This is a genomic window from Brucella sp. MAB-22 (genome assembly GCF_025908475.1).
Lineage (GTDB): Bacteria > Pseudomonadota > Alphaproteobacteria > Rhizobiales > Rhizobiaceae > Brucella > Brucella anthropi.
Genome location: NZ_CP109782.1, coordinates 2,333,876 through 2,354,197 on the forward strand (window position 1 = coordinate 2,333,876; position 20,322 = coordinate 2,354,197).

Genomic DNA, 20,322 nt, shown 5'->3' on the forward strand with positions numbered 1-20,322 from the left:
GCTACGAATTGAACAGATGCGCCGAAATTGTCATCACGGTTATCGTATCAGGTTGTAACGACGTAGCTGACACTGATGAAAACTTACGGCAAAACAACCCGATCAGTGGGTCTTGTTCATCGATTCTGACATTTTGCGAAGCACGTTGAGCGCGATGCTCAACTCCTCATCGCTTACACCTTCCAGCAAATCCTCGCGGACATCACCGGCGAGCTTCACGACCTGTTCAGCCAGAATCTTGCCTTCCGCCGTCATCACCACGCGCTTGGCGCGGCGGTCACCCTGAACGGTTTGCCGTTCGATGAATGACTGGCGCTCCAGACCGTCGAGCAGGCGGACCATAGTCGCATTCTCAATTTCCAGCGCTTCTGCCAGTTCTTTCTGGTAGAGGCCTTCCTGTTCCATCAAGGCAAGCAGGGTGCGCGCCCGCGCCAGGGTCAGGCCCCGTTCCTTTACACGCGCGTCGAAAACAGTGCGGAGCCTGCGATTAACCTTCGCCATGGCATCAATCATTTCAGCTTTAAGATCTGCCGTATCCATGCCAACCGCCTCATATATTAGTAAACTAATGATTACGGATTTGGATAAATCGCTGGCGAACTATTTTCAAGCGAACTTCCTGAACTCACGCAAGCGTGATGGGATTTAGCGGCAATATGACAGTTCTGCGAACAAATTCACTGGAGAGCAGATGATCTGAAAAAGAAAAAGCGGGCAAAAGCCCGCTTTCCCGAAAAACGATAGAATGCTGCCGATCAGGCTGGCATGATCGTTCCCTGCAGCGTCATCAGCTGGTGCAGGAAGATTTCCGCCTTGGTGCGGTGTTCGTTCGACGAAGCATCGTCCAGAGCCTTGCGGGCATGTTCAATGCGGCGCTGAATATCTGCCGGGTCGATATCGTCCACATGGGTCGCCGATTCGGCCAGAACGGTGCAACCCTGCGGGGTGATATCGGCGAAACCGCCGAAGACCACGTAGGAGTCGGACTTGCCGTCGGCAAGCTTCACCGAAACGACACCCGGCATGATCGTCGTCATCAGAGGCGAATGACCGGCGAGAGCCGTCAGATAGCCTTCGCTACCCGGAATGACGACTTCCGTCACCTGCGCGGACAGCAGGAGCCGTTCAGGCGACACGAGTTCGAATTGGAAAGCTTGAGCCATGGTTCTCACTTGAATTCAAAAGCACAATCCCGAAAACAAACCGACTTTCAGAACATGCTTAAACAAAATGATTGGCTTTCACGGCGGGCCTTGCGACCCACCGGGAAATTCAATTCATCAAGCAGCTTCAGCTGCCAGCTTCTTCGCCTTTTCGATCGCCTCTTCAATCGATCCGACCATGTAGAAAGCCGGTTCTGGAAGATGATCGTATTCACCTGCGCAAAGGCCCTTGAAGCCCTTGATGGTGTCGGCGAGGTCAACCAGCTTGCCTGGCGAACCGGTGAAGACTTCAGCAACGAAGAACGGCTGAGACAGGAAGCGTTCGATCTTACGAGCGCGCGCAACGGTCAGCTTGTCGTCTTCCGACAGTTCGTCCATGCCAAGGATGGCGATGATGTCCTGAAGCGACTTGTAGCGCTGAAGGATCGACTGAACCTGACGGGCAACGGCGTAGTGTTCTTCACCAACGATCATCGGATCGAGCATACGCGACGTGGATTCAAGAGGATCCACAGCCGGGTAAATACCCTTTTCAGCGATCGAACGGTTCAGCGTCGTGGTCGCGTCCAAGTGAGCGAACGACGTTGCCGGTGCAGGGTCGGTCAAGTCGTCGGCAGGAACGTAAATTGCCTGAACCGAAGTAATCGAACCCTTGGTCGTCGTGGTGATGCGTTCCTGCATCGCGCCCATGTCGGTTGCCAGCGTCGGCTGATAACCCACAGCGGAAGGAATACGGCCGAGAAGAGCTGAAAGTTCCGAACCAGCTTGCGTAAAGCGGAAGATGTTGTCCACGAAGAACAGAACGTCCTGACCCTTGTCACGGAAGTTTTCAGCAACCGTCAGACCCGACAGAGCAACACGAGCGCGCGCACCCGGAGGCTCGTTCATCTGACCGTAAACGAGCGCGGCCTTCGAGCCTTCACCGCCACCGAGCTTGTTAACGCCCGATTCGATCATTTCGTGGTAAAGGTCGTTACCTTCACGGGTACGTTCACCAACGCCTGCGAATACCGAGTAACCGCCGTGCGCCTTGGCGACGTTGTTGATCAGTTCCATGATGAGAACGGTCTTGCCGACGCCTGCGCCGCCGAACAGACCAATCTTGCCACCCTTTGCATAAGGAGCGAGAAGGTCAACGACCTTGATGCCCGTTACGAGGATTTCAGCTTCGGTCGACTGTTCGATATACTCTGGAGCTTCCTGGTGGATCGCGCGACGGGCAGTGGTCTTGATCGGACCAGCTTCGTCAACCGGCTCACCGATAACGTTCATGATGCGGCCGAGCGTTTCTTCGCCAACCGGAACCATGATCGGGTTGCCGGTGTCACGCACTTCGTGACCGCGAACCAGACCTTCGGTCGAGTCCATGGCGATGGTGCGAACGGTGTTCTCGCCCAGATGCTGCGCAACTTCAAGAACCAGACGGCTGCCGAGATTGTCGGTTTCCAGAGCGTTGAGGATCAGCGGAAGCTGACCGTCTTCGAACTGTACGTCGACAACAGCGCCGATGACCTGAGTGATCTTGCCAACTGCGCCGGTCTTTGCAGCCTTGGGAGCTGCATCGGACTTAGCGGCGGCTGTCTTCGCCGGAGCCTTTTTGGCTGGAGCTTTCGCCGCTGCTGGCTTCGCTTCGGCCGCGGCGGTAGTTTTCGGGGTCGCTGCTTTTGCCATCGATCCTTTACCTTCCGATTAGAGCGCTTCCGCGCCCGAAATGATTTCGATCAGTTCCTTGGTGATCTGAGCCTGACGCTGACGGTTATACGTGATCGACAACTTGTTGATCATGTCACCGGCGTTACGCGTCGCATTGTCCATCGCGCTCATCTTCGCACCCATTTCGCCCGCCACATTTTCCAGCAGAGCGCGGAAAATCTGGACCGAAATGTTGCGCGGGATCAGCGTACTCAGGATCGCCGCAGGATCAGGTTCGTACTCATAGATCGCATCGCCTGCAGTCTCCGCCTGCGCAACATCGCCAGCCGAAGCCGGAATGATCTGCTGTGCAGTTGGAATCTGTGCAATCACCGATTTAAATTCGGAATAGAACAGGGTGCAGACATCAAATTCGCCTTGTTCAAAAAGCTCGATCACCTTGTGGCCGATCTGGTCGGCATGCACAAAAGCGAGCTGCTTGACTTCGCGCAAATTGACGTGGTCGATAATCAGAGAGGCAAACTCGCGACGCAGAATATCTGCGCCCTTCTTGCCGACCGTGATGATCTTGACCGTCTTGCCTTCAGCGAGGAGCTTGCGGGCATGATCGCGCGCCAGACGCGCGATCTGCGAGTTGAAACCGCCGCAAAGGCCACGTTCTGCGGTGCAGACGACGAGCAGATGCACGTCGTCCTTGCCCGTACCGGCCATCAAAGCCGGCGCATCTTCGCCGGTTACGTTCTGCGCGATATTTGCGAGAACGGCACCCATGCGCTGCGAATACGGCCTTGCGGCTTCCGCGGCTTCCTGGGCACGGCGCAGCTTCGCCGCGGCGACCATCTGCATCGCCTTGGTGATTTTCTGCGTCGCCTTGACCGAGGCGATACGGTTTCTCAGATCCTTTAGTGAAGGCATCCGTTCATCCCGTCACAAAATTCAAGCGAAAGACTTGGCGAACGCGTCGACCGCTGCCTTGAGCTTTGCTTTGATGTTGTCGGTGAGCGCCTTTTCGTCGCGGATCGCATCCAGCACATCCTTGTGCTCGGTGCGCAGCGAAGAAAGAAGACCTGCTTCGAACTTGCCAACCTGGTTGACGGCGATCTTGTCGAGATAGCCATTCACGCCGGCGAAAATCACGGCAACCTGTTCTTCCGTCTTGAGCGGTGAGAACTGCGGCTGCTTGAGAAGCTCGGTCAGACGTGCGCCACGGTTCAACAAACGCTGGGTCGAGGCATCCAGATCCGAACCGAACTGTGCGAAGGCGGCCATTTCACGATACTGGGCGAGCTCGCCCTTGATCGAACCGGCGACCTGCTTCATGGCCTTGACCTGCGCCGAAGAACCAACGCGCGAAACCGACAGACCGACGTTAACAGCCGGACGGATACCCTGGTAGAACAGGTTGGTTTCGAGGAAGATCTGACCGTCGGTGATCGAGATCACGTTGGTCGGAATGAAGGCGGAAACGTCGTTGCCCTGCGTTTCGATGACCGGCAGAGCCGTCAGCGAGCCAGCGCCGTTTTCGTCGTTGAGCTTTGCAGCGCGTTCGAGAAGACGGGAGTGCAGATAGAAAACGTCGCCCGGATAAGCTTCGCGGCCCGGAGGACGACGGAGCAGAAGCGACATCTGACGGTAAGCGACAGCCTGCTTGGACAGATCGTCATAACCGATCAGAGCGTGCATCGAGTTGTCACGGAAATATTCGCCCATGGCGCAGCCCGCAAACGGAGCGAGATACTGCATCGGAGCCGGATCGGAAGCGGTAGCCGCAATAACGATCGAATATTCCAGAGCGCCGCGTTCTTCGAGAACCTTGACGAACTGAGCGACGGTCGAACGCTTCTGGCCGATAGCAACGTAAACGCAATAAAGCTTTTCGCTGTCCGGGCCGTTGTCGTGGATCGGCTTCTGGTTCAGGAAGGTGTCGAGAATGATAGCGGTCTTGCCGGTCTGACGGTCACCGATGACCAGCTCGCGCTGGCCGCGGCCAACCGGGATCAGAGCGTCAACAGCCTTGAGGCCGGTCGACATTGGCTCATGAACCGACTTGCGCGGAATGATGCCCGGTGCCTTCACGTCGACGCGGCGACGCTCGGTAGCAACGATTGGGCCCTTGCCGTCGATCGGGTTGCCGAGAGCGTCGACGACGCGACCCAGCAGGCCGGGACCAACCGGAACGTCAACGATTGCGCCGGTACGCTTGACGATGTCGCCTTCCTTGATGTCACGATCGGCACCGAAGATAACGACGCCGACATTGTCGCTTTCAAGGTTCAGCGCCATGCCGCGAATGCCACCAGGGAATTCGACCATTTCACCGGCCTGAACATTGTCCAGACCATAGACGCGGGCGATACCGTCGCCAACGGAAAGAACCTGACCGACTTCGGAGACCTCAGCCTCCTTGCCGAAGTTCTTGATTTGCTCTTTCAGGATAGCGGAAATTTCCGCGGCGCGGATGTCCATCAGCCGACCTCTTTCAGTGCAAGCTTGAGAGAAGAAAGTTTAGTGCGAAGGGACGTGTCGATCTGACGCGAACCCATCTTGACGATAAGACCGCCGAGGATCGACGGATCGACGGTGACATTGATCGTCACGTCCTTGCCGGCCACGCCCTTCAGCGTTGCCTTCAATTCGTTCTGCTGCGCAGCACTCAGTTCGTGCGCGGAGATGACATCGGCGGAGACTTCACCGCGATGTTCGGCAGCAATCTTGCGGAAAGCGGCGATGATGCCCGGCAGGGCGAAGAGACGACGGTTCCGCGCGACAACGCGCAGGAAATTTCCGACCAGACCCTTGATGCCCGCCTTGTCGGCCAGAGCGCCGATGGCGTGAAGCTGATCTTCCGAGGAAAATACCGGACTGGAGATCAGTCGCTTGAGGTCTTCGCTTCCGCTCAGAAGCGCCTCGAAACGGTCAAGATCTTTTTCCACAGCCGCAACGGATTTCGCATCAAGCGCAAGCTCGAAAAGAGATCCGGCGTAACGCTGTGCGACACCTGAAATGAGCGAAGACGTTTCAGCCACGAACAACCTGCTCTCTACGTTGAAACCATCCTTTTGGGGCCCAATCTCGTTCAGGACGCCAAACCGATGATTTTATTGAATGTTTCCGGAAAACTACTGACGCGCGAGCACGTCAACACCGAAATGTGATTGCCGTCTAGCATAGACGAACAGGACTCGCAACACGCGAATCCGGCACTTTTGTGTAAGACTTGCCGCCTTTCGCGGTCAAAAAAGTCGCATCCACCGTAGCGATGCTATCTTCCCCTGCGCAGCCTGCACGTCAGAAGTGCAGAACAGAGCTCTTTCCGATCAGGAAATGAAGCCGAAAGCGTAGAGCAGCGGACCTGCGGCAAGCACGAACTCCACCAGCGTTGCGAGACCGCCATAGAAGCGTCCGCCGCTCGGTCCGCCCTTGCGCCCACCCGCATCCGACATCATCGAAATGAAGCGTCCGAACAGCGCAAATCCCCAGACGGAACCCAGCACGACCCAGAGGAATGGCTGCGCGAAAACGAGGCATCCGATCCCCACGCCGAGATAGGGTCCGGCGAGCGTCGCACGGATGGAACCGTAACCTTCGGGACGGCCATTGATCGGCTGCAGCCGCAACAGCTTCATCGTTATGCCGGGCGCAAAAAGCATGACAAGACCAGCAAGCGCCGTGATGGCGGCAGAGCCCCAGGCAAGCCATTCTCCGGTCGTGGCAGGAAGATAGAATTCCATCGCAATTACCCTCGTCGTTTCTTGCCGTATAAGCATGTCTCCCAAAAGTGGGAACCGGTTTTGGGATCAAGACATGCGGAGAGATAATCAGATAGAATATTCCCCACAATCAAACCAAACTGGAAATCTGTAGCGGAATTTTCGGCTATCTTCCACGCCTTTGCATCTCAAAGGCATGTCAAAGGAAGCTTTGCGGATCGATATCCACCTGCACCCTTATCGAGCCTTTTTCCTTCGGCCCGGCGGCGAGCAAGACGCGGATAAATCCTTGAATGTCGGCGCGTTTGGTCCCGTGCACCAGAATGCGGAAACGGTGTCTTCCCCGCACGAGCGCAAGCGGTGCCTCGGCGGGCCCGAGCACGGAAATCTCCGGGGATGAGGGTGCCGCACGGCGAAGCGCACGCGCATGATTTTCGGCTTCGGGCCGGTTGTCCGCGGAAATAATCAACGCGGCGAGCCGCCCGAAAGGCGGCAAAGTACTGCGTTCGCGCTCCTCAATTTCACGGGCATAGAATGCGCCTGCATCGCTGCTGACGATTGCCCGCATCACCGGATGATCCGGCTGGTAGGTCTGGATCAGTCCGAGGCTCTTGCGACCGGTTCGACCGGCACGTCCAGTCACCTGATTGAGAAGCTGGAAGGTACGCTCAGCCGCGCGGGGATCGCCATTGGCAAGCCCCAGATCGGCATCCACGACACCCACCAATGTCATGTTGGGAAAGTTATGCCCCTTGGCAACAAGCTGCGTACCGATCACGATATCCGCCTCGCCTTTTGCGATAGCATCGAGTTCCAGCCGCAGCCGCTTCACGCCGCCTGCCATATCAGACGAAAGAACTATGATTCGCGCTTCGCTGAACGTTGCCGCGACTTCTTCCGCGATGCGCTCCACACCCGGACCGCAGGCGACCAGATGATCCAGGGTGCCGCATTCGGGACAAGCCTCCGGCACCGGCTCATGATAGCCGCACTGATGACACATCAGCTGCCCGCGAAAACGATGTTCCACGAGCCAGCTTGAACATTGCGGACATTGAAAGCGGTGGCCGCAGACCCGGCACAAGGTCAAAGGCGCGTAACCGCGCCGGTTGAGGAACAAAAGCGCCTGCTCTCCGCGTTCCACCGTCCTGCCGACAGCTTCGGTCAGTGCGGGCGACAAAAACCGGCCCGGCGGTGGCGGAGAACGCCGCATGTCGATGGTCTTCAGATCGGGCAGTGCGGCTTCCGCATAGCGACCATAAAGCTTGATTCGCTTGTAACGCCCCTGCTCCGCATTGACCTGACTCTCGATGGATGGCGTGGCCGATGCCAGCACCACCGGAAAGCCGCTGATATGGCCGCGCACCACCGCCATGTCGCGCGCATTGTAGAAGACCCGGTCTTCTTGTTTGTAAGCCGGATCATGTTCTTCATCGACAACGATCAGCCCCAGTTCCTTGAAGGGCAGAAAGAGCGCCGACCGCGCCCCTGCCACCACCCGCACCGTACCCTCGGCAATCTGCCGCCAGACGCGTTCGCGGGTACGGGGGGCAAGGTCGGAATGCCACTCGGCAGGCTTTGCCCCAAAACGATCGTGGAACCGGTCGAGAAATTGTTGTGTCAGCGCGATCTCAGGCAGGAGAATCAGCACCTGCTTGCCTTGCTCGATCGCCTTGGCAACGGCTTCGAAATAAACCTCGGTCTTGCCCGATCCGGTCACGCCATCGAGCAGTGAAACCGAAAAACAATCGGCTTCGACAGCTTCCGACAGCATTTCAGCCGCCGCCTGCTGGTCTTCCGAAAGCGTGGCCCGTGCATAGTCGATATCGGGCTTTGCCACCACGGCTGGCGGCGGCAGCATGACTTCCTCGAAAATACCTTGCGTCTTCAACCCGTCCACGACCGTCATGGAGACACCCGCCGCATGGGCAAGGCCGGATCTGGTCCATGCAAGCCCGTCGCGGGCAAGCTCCATCACCCGCGACCTCGCTTCGGTCATACGCTCCGGTTCACCGCCGGAATAGCGAAGACCCGGCACCGATGGTTCGGGATCAAATGCAGCTGGCACACGCAGGACCATGCGCGCCACCATGCCTGGCGGCGAAAGCGTGTAGTCAGCTGCCCAGCGCATGAAGCGCAGCATGTCGGCTCCCACCGGCGGGCAGTCGAAAACTTCGGAAATCGCCCGCAACTTTCTGGCGTCAACGGCGTCGGTTTCCCCCTCACAGACGATCCCCGCCACCTCACGAGGTCCGAGCGGCACGCGCACGATCGATCCGGGCTGGACGTTCATCCCTTCCGGAACCATATATGAATAAGGCCGCTCCGCGGGCATGGGCACGAGTACGGGAACGACCCGTGGTGCGAGCTCCGGAAACAGACCAGAAATGGGGTTTGCAATATCGTGCGAATCTTTCGACATGATCGCGTGACCTTGGCGCGGCTTTGCGCTAAAGAAAAGCCACCTTCCGGGAATTAAATGGTTTTAAATTCCTCAAATCCACCCGCGCTCATTATGGAGGAACGCTGTTATGAAGTTTTTCGTGGACACTGCGGACGTCAAGGAAATCCGCGAGCTCAACGACCTTGGGCTGGTCGATGGCGTGACCACCAACCCGTCCCTCATCCTGAAGTCGGGTCGTGACATTATCGAAGTGACCAAGGAAATCTGCAACATCGTCAAGGGCCCGGTTTCAGCCGAGGTTGCCGCGACCGAATATGAGCAGATGATGAAGGAAGCGGCCGTCATCGCCAAGATCGCTGACAATATCTGCATCAAGCTGCCTGTAACCCTCGACGGACTGAAAGCCTGTAAGGCTCTGTCTTCTGATGGTCACAAGGTCAACATGACGCTCTGCTTCTCGGCCAATCAGGCGCTTCTGGCAGCCAAGGCCGGCGCGACCTTCATTTCGCCGTTCATTGGCCGTCTCGACGATACCGGCATCAACGGCATGGAGCTGATTGCCGAAATCCGCACGATTTACGACAATTACGATTACCGCACCGAAATTCTTGCCGCTTCGGTTCGCACCGTCAATCATGTCAAGGAAGCAGCCCTCATCGGCGCCGATGTCGTGACCGCGCCTCCGGCAACGCTCAAGGCACTGGTCAAGCATCCGTTGACCGACAAGGGCCTCGAAACCTTCCTCGCCGATTGGGCGAAGACCGGTCAGAAGATCGCCTGATCGACGATTTTCAGAGACATGAAAAGGCGGGCCATCGGCTCGCCTTTTTTATTCCAGCACCGTTTCCCCGTCCTGCTTGCTCACCCGGATCGGTCTTGCGCCGCATTGCTCCGCAATGGCACTGGCAAGGGCGGCTGAATGAGTCACCACCCATATCTGGCTGCGTTCGGATGCCTGCGCGATCATGCGGGCAAGTGACGGGATCATATCGGGATGCAGGCTTGCCTCCGGCTCGTTGAGCGCGATCAGTGGCGGCAGGCGATAGGAAAGCAGTGCACCCGCCAGAGCCAGCAGGCGAATCTGTCCATCGGACAATTCTCCGGGGCGAAATGTTCGCGGCGGGAAAGCCGGGAAATTCAGGCCGAAAGTCGCCGTTTCTTCCGGATAGGGAACGACCAGCTTGGCACCCTCCAGCGCGTCGGCAACCAGACGATCAAGGTCGACCGTATCCTGCCGGATATGGGCAAGCGTGGCAAAGACGGAGGCAAGATTGCCACCGTCCTCGTCCAGCATCGCAGCAGTTGCGGCTATGGACGGCTGACGCACCGGCGCATCACGGTCGCTTCGAAAACCGTGGTAAAAGCGCCAGCCACGTATCTGCGCGGAAAGATCGCCTATCTCCGGATAATGGCCGGATTGCCCAAGCACTGCCAACCCGCTTTCCGAAGTCAGCAGGCGCGCCGGGTGCTCCATGCGCCGCCCTTCCCCGTCCCGCGCGAAAACCGCAGGTCCGCGCCGATCCATCAGATCCACGGGGCGACGACCGGTATCGAGATTGAGCTGTTCTTCCTTGATCTGCGGCTCGAAGGGAAAGGCACCGGAAACCGGCGGCGGCAGACCTGCCTCGACACGATAGGAAAGACGCGAGGCGAGCCGCTCGTCTTCAAAGTCCGCTTCCAGAATGATGCGCGCCGATTCGTGCTTGCGGCGATTGCCGCTCCACATGGCCGATTGCATCCCGCCTTCGCGCACCACTTCAGTAGAGAGATTGCCCTCCGCCGCCGCCTTCACCAGTTGCAACGCCCGATAGAGATTGGATTTTCCGGCACCATTCTCGCCAACGAAAACCGTCACCTGTCCGAGATCAAACCGGACGGAACGCAGCGAGCGATAGCCTTTGGCAGAAAACGAAACGAGACGCATGGTTTGATCGGGCCCCTGCAAATGAAAAGGCGGCGTGAAATCCACACCGCCTTTATAGCCGCCTGTCAATTTGAGACTAGAGCATTTCCAGTTTAAATTTAATCGTTGAAAATACTCTATCTTTTTGTTTTTACGCATTATCCTACGCAAAACCGCTTCGCACTTTTGCTGGAAATGCTCCAGCTTATTCCCACTTCATCTCGCCCTTGATGACCTTTGCACCGAGTTCCAGGCTGCTTTCACCGCCAAGATCAGGATAACGCTTCTTCATTGCTGCGATCAGTTCGCCGCTATCCTTGGCTTTCGCCGCTTCCTCGTCGAAGGCCGCGATATAATCGCGGGTGAACTTGATTGCCGAAACATCCGTCGCCGAACCGGGCTTCATATGCGCCGGAACAACCACTTCAGGATTGCGTGCAGCAATCGTATCGAGATTTCTGATCCATGCCTCACGCTGGGCAAGATCGGGCGTATCGGCAAGCCAGACATGCTCGCCTGCCGTTATCAGAACACCGCCAAACACCGCCTTCAATGAAGGCACCCAGAGATAACGCCTGTTCGTCATGCCTTCGGCGGGAACGATTTCAATCTCATTGCCCTCAAGCTCCAGCGCCTTCACATCGGAAGCTTCGGGAATAACGACATCCGACAGTTTCTGCGGGCCATTGTCCTTGAGTTGCGGACCCCAGACCTTCAGTTTCGCCTCGATATTACCCTTGATCGCATCGACCGTTTCAGGGGCTGCGATGATGCGCGCATCAGGAAAGACGGCCTTGATCGGGCCAAGGCTGAAATAATAGTCCGGATCGCTCTGGCTCACATAGATCGTGGTCAGCTTCTTACCCGTTTCCTTGATCTTCTCGGCAACCGCCTTGCCGTCCGAAAGCGTGAAGCCGCCATCGAGCAGGATGGCTTCCTTGTCTCCGGTCAGAAGGACAGGCGTACGATTGAAGCCATTCTCATCCGCCTGGAAATATTGCCATTGCAACGGCGCTGTCTTTTCCTGTGCCATCGCAGGACCGGCAACCGCCAGCCCGGCCAAAATCGCGAGACTGCCCATCGTCATGGAAAACCGCTTCATCCAACTACTCCTGTAAAAACTGGTTTGAACCAGCGGACGCATCATGCGCCCGCAGAAGCATTCAGGTTGCCAATCACTTCATGAAAAACAAGAAGACACATAAATGTTGGCAAGGCACAGCAATGTTACCCTTCTGAATTTACTGCAATTTTTCTAGTATCTAAAACAAAAAAAGCGGCACCTTGCGGCACCGCCTTTCGATGTCAGGTCGAAGCCCAATCAGAGCTTCGACAATTTCTGCGCCAGAGCGAGGAACACCTGTTCGGCAAGTTCTTCGGCAGCGCGCTTGCGCGCATCGCGTTCAGCGCGAAGGTTTGCGAATTCCTGACGCGGACGGTCGAAGGAAGCGCCAACCGTGCGGGTGCCTGCGGCAAGCGGCTTGCCGTCCTTGTCACGCAGCACGAAGTTCGACGTCGCCTTGACGATACCAGCCGATGGACGACCTGTACGGTCGGTCTGATCGCCAATATCCACACTCACCGCGGAGATCGTATTGCTGCTCAGACCGAGACCAAGCCGATAGGTCGGGTTGGCCGGTTCACCGGCACCACCGCCAAGCAGGAAGATCAGGCGATTGCGGACCTGCTGCTGAAACACATCGCCGGCCGGATCGATGGCCACCGAAGCAAGCTTGGTGCGCATGTCCGGCGTCACGCTGCCGCCTATGGTTCCACCGGCACCAGCGCCGGAGGAGTAAAGCGGCTGCACGGTGCATCCAGCCATCAGAACCGCGGCCCCGAGTGCGAAAAACGCAACCCGGAAGGCTTTGATTGCGGAGAAAAAGCGGTCAGGCAACGACATTGACGATCCTTTGCGGCACCACGATAACCTTCTTCGGCGAGCTCCCGTTGAGCGCAGCCTTGACGAAGTCAAGTTCGAGCACCGCCTGCTGGATGCTAGCTTGATCAGCGTCGCGGGCGATTGTCAAATCCCCACGCTTCTTGCCGTTGATCTGCACCGGCATAACGATCTCGTTTTCCACCACCAATGCCGGATCGAATTCCGGCCAGGCACTGCGGGCAACCAGCGTTTCACGACCGGCAATCTTCCCGCCAAGTACGGCCAGGCACTGTTCAGCCAGATGCGGCATCATCGGCGCCAGCATCAGGATGAGCTTTTCGGTGACGTCACGGACGGCACTCTTCAACTCGTCATCCGCATTGCCCGAAGCCACCTGCTGCAGGGATGCAGCAGCCGTGTTGACCAGCTCATAAAGACGGGCAACGCCACGGTTGAAGGCGAGCTTCTCGATATCGTCACCGACAGCCTTGACCGCCTTGTGCGCAGCCTTGGAAACGACAAGGGCTTCACCCTGCGTCCCGGTCTTGGGCGCAACGTCCTTCAGATGTTCGGCAGCTTCCGCCACCAGACGCCAGACGCGCTGCACAAAACGATGGGCGCCTTCGGCACCGGCTTCCGTCCAGATCACGTCACGCTCGGGTGGCGAATCAGACAGCATGAACCAGCGCGCCGTATCAGCACCGTAGGAAGCGATAATGTCATCCGGATCGACAACATTCTTCTTCGACTTCGACATCTTCTCGATGGAACCGATTTCCACCGGCTCGCCGGACGAGAGCAAGGTCGCGCTGCGCTTGCCGTCGGTTTCCTCGATGCGAATGTCGGCAGGTGCCACCCACTGGCCGTTGGCCTTGTAGGTTTCGTGCACCACCATGCCCTGCGTAAACAGGCCCTTGAACGGCTCGTCGATGCCGACGTGACCGACCACCTTCATCGCGCGGGTGAAGAAACGCGAATAGAGCAAATGCAGGATCGCGTGTTCGATACCGCCGATATACTGATCGACCGGCAGCCAGTGATCGGCAACCTTTCGGTCGGTCGGCTCGTTTTCCCAAGGCGCCGTAAAGCGCGCATAGTACCAGGACGAATCGACGAACGTATCCATCGTATCGGTTTCACGACGCGCATCGGCACCGCATTTCGGACATTTTACATGGCGCCATGTTGCATGACGGTCGAGCGGATTGCCCGGACGGTCGAACTCGACATCGTCCGGCAGCTTGACCGGCAGATCGGCGCGCGGCACCGGATTGACGCCACAGCTTTCGCAATGGATCATCGGGATCGGGCAACCCCAATAGCGCTGGCGCGAGATGCCCCAGTCACGCAGACGGAACTGCACCTTGCGGCTTGCCTGCGGGCTGTTGCCGAGACTGGTCTGTTCCAGACGATTCGCCACCTCATTGAAGGCGGCTTCCGGTGTCATGCCGTCGAGGAAGCGTGAATTAATCATCACACCATCGTCGCCATACGCCGTATCGGTGATCGCGAAAGTCGCAGCATCTTCGCCTTTCGGCATCACAACAGGCACAACCGGCAAGCCGTATTTGTTTGCGAAGTCAAGATCGCGCTGATCGCCAGACGGGCAGCCGAAGATCGCCCCGGTGCCATATTCCATCAAAACGAAATTGGCGACATAGACAGGCAATTCCCAGTTCTCATCGAACGGATGCCGAACCTTAACGCCCGTGTCGTAGCCCTTCTTCTCGGCCGTTTCGAGTGCTGCCAGCGACGTGCCTGCCTGATGGCATTCGGTGATAAAATCGGTCAGGGCCTGATTGCCCTCAGCCAGCGTTCTGGCCAACGGATGATCGGCAGCGATTGCCAGGAACGATGCGCCAAACAGCGTGTCCGGACGGGTCGTGTAAACTTCAACTTCCGAGAAGCCGGCAGGGGCAGTCTTAGCGTCCAGCGCGAAGCGGACCTGCAGGCCTTCCGACTTGCCGATCCAGTTGCGCTGCATCAGGCGAACCTTTTCCGGCCACTGGTCGAGCGTATCAAGACCGGCCAGCAATTCCTCGCTGAAATCGGTGATCTTGAAGAACCACTGTGTCAGTTCACGCTGTTCGACCAGCGCACCCGAACGCCAGCCGCGACCATCCACCACCTGCTCGTTGGCAAGCACGGTGTTGTCGACCGGATCCCAGTTGACCTTGGAGGTCTTGCGCGTCACCAGCCCCTTTTCAAAAAGGTCGATGAACAGCATCTGCTGGCGATGATAATATTCCACGTCGCAGGTCGCGAATTCACGCGCCCAGTCGAGCGAAAGACCCATCGATTTGAGCTGGCTGCGCATCGTGGCGATGTTCTGGTAGGTCCATTCTTTCGGATGAACCTTGTTCTGCATCGCTGCATTTTCCGCAGGCATGCCGAACGCGTCCCATCCCATCGGATGAAGCACGTTGAAACCCTTGGCGCGCTTGTAACGGGCGACAACGTCACCCATCGCATAGTTGCGCACATGGCCCATATGGATGCGCCCCGATGGATAGGGGAACATCTCGAGCACATAATATTTCTCGCGGCTGTCGCTATTGTCGGTTTCGAAGGTCCGGTCTTCTTCCCAGACTTTCTGCCAATGAGCTTCCGCCACGCGCGGATTATAACGTTCGGCTGCCATGACCGTATTTACTCGTACGAAGGTGATGCAATAAGGAGAGTCGATGTTTAATGGCGACCTTCACCACGTATTGGCGAAAGCGTCAACCTTTTGCGGATGAAAAGCCTGAAAGCGAGAGTTTCATGTCAGATATCGTAGCGAACCTGAACACGGTCAAGGCCGCAATCGCCAATGCCGAAGAGGAAGCACAGCGCGACAAGGCTTCCGTGACGCTCGTCGCCGTATCGAAAACCTTCGATGCCGAAGAAATTCGCCCGGTCCTCGACGCAGGCCAGCGCGTCTTCGGTGAAAACCGCGTGCAGGAAGCACAAGCCAAATGGCCGGGACTGCGCGACGATTATTCCGGCATCGAACTGCATCTCATCGGCCCGCTGCAATCCAACAAGGCCGCCGATGCCGTCGCCCTCTTCGATGTCATCGAAACCGTCGACCGTGAAAAGATCGCAGCCGCCTTGGCCGTCGAGATCAAAAAGCAGAACAAGGCCCCAAAGCTCTACGTGCAGGTGAATACCGGACTTGAAGAACAGAAAGCCGGCATTGCGCCGAAGGAAGCCGTCGCCTTTGTCGAGCGCTGCCGCAAGGAACATGGCCTCGCCATCGAGGGGCTGATGTGCATCCCGCCTGCGGATGAAAATCCGGGGCCGCATTTCGCGCTTCTGGAAAAGCTCGCCCGCGAGGCACAGGTCGAAAAGCTCTCCATGGGCATGTCGGGCGATTATGAAACCGCCATCGGTTTCGGCGCGACATCGGTGCGTGTCGGCTCGGCCATCTTCGGCGGACGGAGCTATGCCGACCCCGCGTGAATTGTCACCCCTACTGTTTGTTTTTGTCGCATTATCCTCCGCAAAACCGCTTCACACTTTTGCTGGAAATGCTCCTAATGCAGGACGATCTCGCCCTGCACATTCCTCCAGTCCGAGGGGCCAAGCAGCCGGAAATGCGTGTAGCTGACCGAATGCAACGGCCCGTCGATTTCCCGATTCCAGAATTCGATGAAATGATTGAGCACCGGAAAATCGGGCGCGAGGTCATAATCCTGCCAGACGAAAAGCTGCAGCAGATGCGGGTGATCAGGTAAGTGGTAGAAAACTTTCGCCGTCGTCAGACCATAACCGGCGAGCTGGAGTTCAAAGGCTGACTTTGCGTTCAAAGCGGACGTCGTCATGGCGATTTCCCCTTTTTGTGAAGAGCCTTATTGTCAGGCTCCTGAATAGGAGATAATCACTCAAAATGGTTTTTAAACTGTAAAAACAATATATTAGCACCATTCGACAGCGAGTGCTGCCAGTTGCTATTTCTGACGATGCGTCATTGTGGATCATAGACGCGCCGATTGTCTAATTTACCTTGCCTGCAATGGAAGGTAGACAGGGCACCCGATGGTCTCACCTTTCACGGCAGGCCGTCTCATCCGGCGGGAGGTGCCGGTCAGTTTTTGGGTGCATTTATACGAGCGGGATATTGTCCGGCTCGCGGAATGCTGAAGGAGGAAATCATGTCGGAAAAGCTTTACCCGGTCCTTGCCGAGGCAAAGAGAAACACGCTCATCGACAACGCAACCTATCTCGACTGGTATCAGGAAAGCGTGAGCGACCCGGACAGCTTCTGGGCAAAGCACGGACGACGCATCGACTGGTTCAAGCCTTTCACCAAGGTCAAGAACACCGATTTCAACGGCGACGTATCCATCAAATGGTATGAGGACGGCGTTACCAACGTTTCCTATAACTGTATCGACCGCCACCTGAAGAGCCGTGGCGATCAGGTCGCCATCATCTGGGAAGGCGACAATCCCTATATCGACAAGAAGATCACCTATCGCGAACTGCATGAAAATGTCTGCCGTCTCGCCAATGTGCTGAAGAAGCACGGCGTGAAGAAGGGCGACCGCGTCACGATCTATCTGCCGATGATCCCGGAAGCGGCCTATGCGATGCTGGCCTGCGCGCGCATCGGCGCTGTGCACTCGGTCGTCTTTGCCGGCTTCTCGCCGGAAGCACTTGCCGGTCGTATCGTCGACTGCGAATCCACTTTCGTCATCACGGCCGATGAAGGCGTGCGCGGCGGCAAGCCGGTTCCGCTGAAGGAAAACACCGATACCGCCATCGACATTGCAGCCAAGCAATATGTCATGGTCAACAAGGTTCTCACCGTGCGCCGTACCGGCGGCAAGGTGAGCTGGGGGCCGGGCCGCGATCTCTGGTACCATCAGGAAGTCGCAAGCGTCGAACCGACCTGCGACCCGGAACCGATGAATGCGGAAGACCCGCTCTTCATCCTCTACACCTCCGGCTCGACCGGCAAGCCGAAGGGCGTACTGCACACAACCGGCGGCTATCTCGTCTATGCATCGATGACACATCAATATGTCTTCGACTATCATGATGGCGATATCTACTGGTGCACGGCGGATGTGGGCTGGGTGACAGGTCACTCCTATATCGTCTACGGCCCGCTCGCCAACGGTGCGACGACATTGATGTTCGAAGGCGTGCCCAACTTCCCCGATCAGGGACGTTTCTGGGAAGTCGTCGACAAGCATCACGTCAACATCTTCTACACTGCGCCTACGGCCATCCGCGCCCTGATGGGCGCCGGTGATGAATTCGTCACCCGCTCGTCGCGTTCGACGCTGCGCCTGCTCGGTTCGGTTGGCGAGCCGATCAACCCGGAAGCCTGGGAATGGTATTACAATGTCGTTGGTGACCAGCGGTCGCCGATTGTCGATACATGGTGGCAGACGGAAACCGGCGGCATTCTCATCACCCCGCTGCCCGGCGCAACCGACCTCAAGCCAGGTTCGGCAACACGACCGTTCTTCGGCATCAAGCCGGAACTGGTCGATAATGAAGGCGCTGTCATTGAAGGTGCGGTGGACGGTAATCTCTGCATCATCGACAGCTGGCCGGGCCAGATGCGCACGCTTTACGGCGATCACAAGCGCTTCATCGAAGCCTACTTCTCGACCTATAAGGGCAAGTACTTCACCGGCGACGGCTGCCGTCGCGACGAAGACGGTTACTACTGGATCACAGGCCGCGTCGATGACGTGCTCAACATTTCCGGCCATCGCCTCGGCACGGCAGAAATCGAATCGGCACTCGTCTCGCATCACTCGGTTTCAGAAGCCGCTGTCGTGGGCTATCCGCATCCGATCAAGGGACAGGGCATCTATTGCTACGTCACGCTGATGACCGGCGAAGCAGTTCAGGACGAAGACGCCCTGCGCAAGGAGCTGACCCAGCACGTGCGCAAGGAAATCGGTCCTATTGCCACGCCGGACAAGATCCAGTTCTCGCCGGGCCTGCCGAAAACCCGCTCGGGCAAGATCATGCGCCGCATCCTGCGCAAGATCGCCGAAGACGAGTTTGGTGCACTGGGCGATACCTCGACGCTGGCCGATCCGGGCGTCGTGGACGACCTGATCGAAAATCGCCAGAACAAGAAATAATAAAAAGCCCCGGGAAACCGGGGCTTTTTTAACAACGCGGTCTGAGAAGGCGCCCAAGTTTGATGAGATTGTCGTCCTGCTGAGACGAAAATCGTGATCTTTGAGAACCGGAGCGGAGTGTACTTAAAAGTACATGAGCACCGGAAGCGCAGAAGAGCGCGATTTGCAGGCCAGCAGGGCGACAATATCCCAAACTTATTAGAAATCGATCGACCGACCCTTGATCTCCCAATCGCCGAAACGGGCGGGGTCCTTGCCGCCGCGACCACCGATTTCGCGGGGCGCTTCGTTTGCCTTTTCGGCAGCGCGGCGCGCTTCAGCTTCCTTCAATGCGCGCTGGGCAGCAGGCGGCAGGTCTTCGAACGTGCGCTTGTCGACGTTTTGCGGGCTTTCGGTTTTTTCGCTCATCGGTCACAATCCCGTTCTCGGTTTTTGCTTCGAACATTGAAGCAAAGCCTGTTCATACCCATCATATAGGCAGAAAGGCTTGCCGTGCAAAACCCTTGCGGGTCATGCAGCCTAGGATTTGGAGACCGCCGCAGATGAATATGACAAAAACTGCCATGCTGATCGCCCTCATGACGGTCATGTTCATGAGCATCGGCTATTTGCTGGGCGGCGGCGGCGGCATGATGATTGCGCTTGTGATTGCAGTCGCCATGAACCTGTTCGGCTACTGGAACTCCGACAAGATGGTGCTGCGCATGTATAATGCGCAGGAAGTGGATGAGCGCAGCGCGCCGGATTATTACCGCATGGTGAGCGGGCTCGCCACCAATGCGGGCCTTCCGATGCCGAAGGTCTACATTATCCATGAAGACCAGCCGAACGCTTTTGCCACGGGCCGCAATCCCGAAAATGCTGCCGTTGCAGCCACGACTGGCCTCCTCAACCGCCTGACGCCGGAAGAAGTCGCAGGCGTGATGGCACACGAGCTGGCGCACGTCCAGAACCGCGACACACTGACCATGACCATCGTCGCAACGCTTGCCGGTGCCATCTCCATGCTCGGCAATTTCGCCTTCTTCCTGGGCGGCAATCGCGAGAACGGCAACGGCATCATGGGCGTGGTCGGCACCATTCTTGCCATGATCGTCGCGCCCTTTGCCGCGATGATCGTGCAGATGGCTGTCAGCCGCACCCGCGAATATGCCGCCGACAAGCGCGGCGCGGAAATCTGCGGCAATCCGCTGTGGCTGTCCTCGGCGCTGGGCAAGATCGCGCGTGGCGCCAAGGCCATCCCGAACGAGGAAGCCGAACACAACCCGGCAACCGCGCATATGTTCATCATCAATCCCTTGAGCGGACGCGGCGCGGATAATCTTTTTTCGACCCATCCGGACACCGATAACCGCATTGCAGCACTTGAACAGATGGCTGCCGAAATGGGCATCCGCTCGGCTGGAATGGCCCCGCGTGCCGCTGCCCCTTCCCAAAGCAGCGGTCCATGGGGTAATGCAGGCGGTAACAGCAATGGCGGTTCCGGTTATCGGGGGCCGTGGTCCTAAATAAAGT

The 20,322-nt window shown here is 57.6% G+C and carries 18 protein-coding genes; 4 read left to right on the forward strand and 14 right to left on the reverse strand.

Annotated features, from left to right (window positions below; all coding sequences use genetic code 11):
- Positions 1-102 precede the first annotated feature (102 nt).
- From OHI65_RS20810 to OHI65_RS20845, 8 genes are all read right to left on the reverse strand, one after another.
- Positions 103-540: a MarR family winged helix-turn-helix transcriptional regulator gene (locus OHI65_RS20810; protein ID WP_010661463.1), complete on the reverse strand. Its 438-nt coding sequence runs from the start codon at positions 538-540 to the stop codon at positions 103-105.
- A 215-nt stretch (positions 541-755) separates the two neighbouring features.
- Entirely contained in the window at positions 756-1,163 is a 408-nt protein-coding gene (locus tag OHI65_RS20815) for a F0F1 ATP synthase subunit epsilon (RefSeq protein ID WP_010661464.1), read from the reverse strand.
- A 117-nt stretch (positions 1,164-1,280) separates the two neighbouring features.
- Positions 1,281-2,834 (reverse strand): F0F1 ATP synthase subunit beta, encoded by a 1,554-nt coding sequence (gene atpD / locus OHI65_RS20820; RefSeq protein ID WP_012091261.1) that lies wholly within the window; start codon positions 2,832-2,834, stop codon positions 1,281-1,283.
- Positions 2,835-2,852: 18 nt separating this feature from the next.
- Positions 2,853-3,731 carry a F0F1 ATP synthase subunit gamma gene (locus OHI65_RS20825; protein WP_012091260.1) on the reverse strand — a complete coding sequence of 293 codons (879 nt, stop codon included), beginning with the start codon at positions 3,729-3,731 and terminating at the stop codon, positions 2,853-2,855.
- 21 nt (positions 3,732-3,752) lie between these two features.
- A complete protein-coding gene (atpA, locus tag OHI65_RS20830) occupies positions 3,753-5,282 on the reverse strand; it encodes a F0F1 ATP synthase subunit alpha (RefSeq protein ID WP_012091259.1) in 1,530 nt (509 codons plus the stop codon).
- Positions 5,282-5,842 (reverse strand): F0F1 ATP synthase subunit delta, encoded by a 561-nt coding sequence (locus OHI65_RS20835; RefSeq protein ID WP_012091258.1) that lies wholly within the window; start codon positions 5,840-5,842, stop codon positions 5,282-5,284. The genes atpA and OHI65_RS20835 overlap by 1 nt, the downstream gene beginning before the upstream one ends.
- Before the next feature lie 291 nt (positions 5,843-6,133).
- Positions 6,134-6,547 carry a DUF4345 domain-containing protein gene (locus OHI65_RS20840; protein ID WP_125300882.1) on the reverse strand — a complete coding sequence of 138 codons (414 nt, stop codon included), beginning with the start codon at positions 6,545-6,547 and terminating at the stop codon, positions 6,134-6,136.
- Between the two features lie 178 nt (positions 6,548-6,725).
- On the reverse strand, positions 6,726-8,948 hold the full coding sequence (locus OHI65_RS20845; RefSeq protein WP_125300881.1) for a primosomal protein N': 2,223 nt from the start codon (positions 8,946-8,948) through the stop codon (positions 6,726-6,728).
- A 109-nt stretch (positions 8,949-9,057) separates the two neighbouring features.
- Between OHI65_RS20845 and fsa the strand changes: the two genes are divergently transcribed.
- Positions 9,058-9,711 carry a fructose-6-phosphate aldolase gene (gene fsa / locus OHI65_RS20850; protein ID WP_010661472.1) on the forward strand — a complete coding sequence of 218 codons (654 nt, stop codon included), beginning with the start codon at positions 9,058-9,060 and terminating at the stop codon, positions 9,709-9,711.
- A 48-nt stretch (positions 9,712-9,759) separates the two neighbouring features.
- Here fsa and OHI65_RS20855 read toward each other — a convergent pair whose 3' ends face one another.
- The 4 genes from OHI65_RS20855 to leuS form a co-directional block, all read right to left on the reverse strand.
- Positions 9,760-10,854 (reverse strand): AAA family ATPase, encoded by a 1,095-nt coding sequence (locus OHI65_RS20855; protein ID WP_040130055.1) that lies wholly within the window; start codon positions 10,852-10,854, stop codon positions 9,760-9,762.
- A gap of 184 nt (positions 10,855-11,038) precedes the next feature.
- Positions 11,039-11,935 carry an MBL fold metallo-hydrolase gene (locus OHI65_RS20860; RefSeq protein WP_012091254.1) on the reverse strand — a complete coding sequence of 299 codons (897 nt, stop codon included), beginning with the start codon at positions 11,933-11,935 and terminating at the stop codon, positions 11,039-11,041.
- 219 nt (positions 11,936-12,154) lie between these two features.
- Positions 12,155-12,736 (reverse strand): LPS assembly lipoprotein LptE, encoded by a 582-nt coding sequence (gene lptE, locus OHI65_RS20865; protein WP_010661475.1) that lies wholly within the window; start codon positions 12,734-12,736, stop codon positions 12,155-12,157.
- Positions 12,723-15,356 (reverse strand): leucine--tRNA ligase, encoded by a 2,634-nt coding sequence (leuS, locus tag OHI65_RS20870; protein ID WP_125300880.1) that lies wholly within the window; start codon positions 15,354-15,356, stop codon positions 12,723-12,725. Before leuS ends, lptE begins: the two co-directional genes overlap by 14 nt.
- A gap of 122 nt (positions 15,357-15,478) precedes the next feature.
- On the opposite strand from leuS, the gene OHI65_RS20875 reads away from it, so the two are divergent.
- Positions 15,479-16,159 (forward strand): YggS family pyridoxal phosphate-dependent enzyme, encoded by a 681-nt coding sequence (locus OHI65_RS20875; RefSeq protein WP_094514259.1) that lies wholly within the window; start codon positions 15,479-15,481, stop codon positions 16,157-16,159.
- 74 nt (positions 16,160-16,233) lie between these two features.
- Here OHI65_RS20875 and OHI65_RS20880 read toward each other — a convergent pair whose 3' ends face one another.
- The gene (locus tag OHI65_RS20880; protein ID WP_006471250.1) at positions 16,234-16,521 is read right to left on the reverse strand and encodes an usg protein; all 288 of its coding nucleotides are present in this window, start codon (positions 16,519-16,521) and stop codon (positions 16,234-16,236) included.
- 330 nt (positions 16,522-16,851) lie between these two features.
- Between OHI65_RS20880 and acs the strand changes: the two genes are divergently transcribed.
- Positions 16,852-18,807: an acetate--CoA ligase gene (gene acs / locus OHI65_RS20885; protein ID WP_125300879.1), complete on the forward strand. Its 1,956-nt coding sequence runs from the start codon at positions 16,852-16,854 to the stop codon at positions 18,805-18,807.
- A 198-nt stretch (positions 18,808-19,005) separates the two neighbouring features.
- Here the strand turns inward: acs and OHI65_RS20890 are convergent, their stop codons facing one another.
- The gene (locus tag OHI65_RS20890) at positions 19,006-19,215 is read right to left on the reverse strand and encodes a DUF1674 domain-containing protein (RefSeq protein ID WP_012091251.1); all 210 of its coding nucleotides are present in this window, start codon (positions 19,213-19,215) and stop codon (positions 19,006-19,008) included.
- 134 nt (positions 19,216-19,349) lie between these two features.
- Here OHI65_RS20890 and htpX point away from each other — a divergent pair, with 134 nt between their 5' ends.
- Positions 19,350-20,315, forward strand: a complete 966-nt coding sequence (htpX, locus tag OHI65_RS20895) for a zinc metalloprotease HtpX (protein WP_125300878.1) — start codon at positions 19,350-19,352, stop codon at positions 20,313-20,315.
- Positions 20,316-20,322: the final 7 nt, after the last annotated feature.

Coding starts and splice junctions, on each gene's coding strand:
- OHI65_RS20825 (WP_012091260.1), bottom strand. CDS start 3,731: ATGCCTTCACTAAAGGATCTGAGAAACCGTATCGCCTCGGTCAAGGCG.
- OHI65_RS20890 (WP_012091251.1), bottom strand. CDS start 19,215: ATGAGCGAAAAAACCGAAAGCCCGCAAAACGTCGACAAGCGCACGTTC.
- fsa (WP_010661472.1), top strand. CDS start 9,058: ATGAAGTTTTTCGTGGACACTGCGGACGTCAAGGAAATCCGCGAGCTC.
- OHI65_RS20875 (WP_094514259.1), top strand. CDS start 15,479: ATGTCAGATATCGTAGCGAACCTGAACACGGTCAAGGCCGCAATCGCC.
- OHI65_RS20855 (WP_040130055.1), bottom strand. CDS start 10,854: ATGCGTCTCGTTTCGTTTTCTGCCAAAGGCTATCGCTCGCTGCGTTCC.
- OHI65_RS20845 (WP_125300881.1), bottom strand. CDS start 8,948: ATGTCGAAAGATTCGCACGATATTGCAAACCCCATTTCTGGTCTGTTT.
- lptE (WP_010661475.1), bottom strand. CDS start 12,736: ATGTCGTTGCCTGACCGCTTTTTCTCCGCAATCAAAGCCTTCCGGGTT.
- OHI65_RS20815 (WP_010661464.1), bottom strand. CDS start 1,163: ATGGCTCAAGCTTTCCAATTCGAACTCGTGTCGCCTGAACGGCTCCTG.
- htpX (WP_125300878.1), top strand. CDS start 19,350: ATGAATATGACAAAAACTGCCATGCTGATCGCCCTCATGACGGTCATG.
- OHI65_RS20860 (WP_012091254.1), bottom strand. CDS start 11,935: ATGAAGCGGTTTTCCATGACGATGGGCAGTCTCGCGATTTTGGCCGGG.
- OHI65_RS20880 (WP_006471250.1), bottom strand. CDS start 16,521: ATGACGACGTCCGCTTTGAACGCAAAGTCAGCCTTTGAACTCCAGCTC.
- leuS (WP_125300880.1), bottom strand. CDS start 15,356: ATGGCAGCCGAACGTTATAATCCGCGCGTGGCGGAAGCTCATTGGCAG.
- OHI65_RS20840 (WP_125300882.1), bottom strand. CDS start 6,547: ATGGAATTCTATCTTCCTGCCACGACCGGAGAATGGCTTGCCTGGGGC.
- atpD (WP_012091261.1), bottom strand. CDS start 2,834: ATGGCAAAAGCAGCGACCCCGAAAACTACCGCCGCGGCCGAAGCGAAG.
- acs (WP_125300879.1), top strand. CDS start 16,852: ATGTCGGAAAAGCTTTACCCGGTCCTTGCCGAGGCAAAGAGAAACACG.
- atpA (WP_012091259.1), bottom strand. CDS start 5,282: ATGGACATCCGCGCCGCGGAAATTTCCGCTATCCTGAAAGAGCAAATC.
- OHI65_RS20810 (WP_010661463.1), bottom strand. CDS start 540: ATGGATACGGCAGATCTTAAAGCTGAAATGATTGATGCCATGGCGAAG.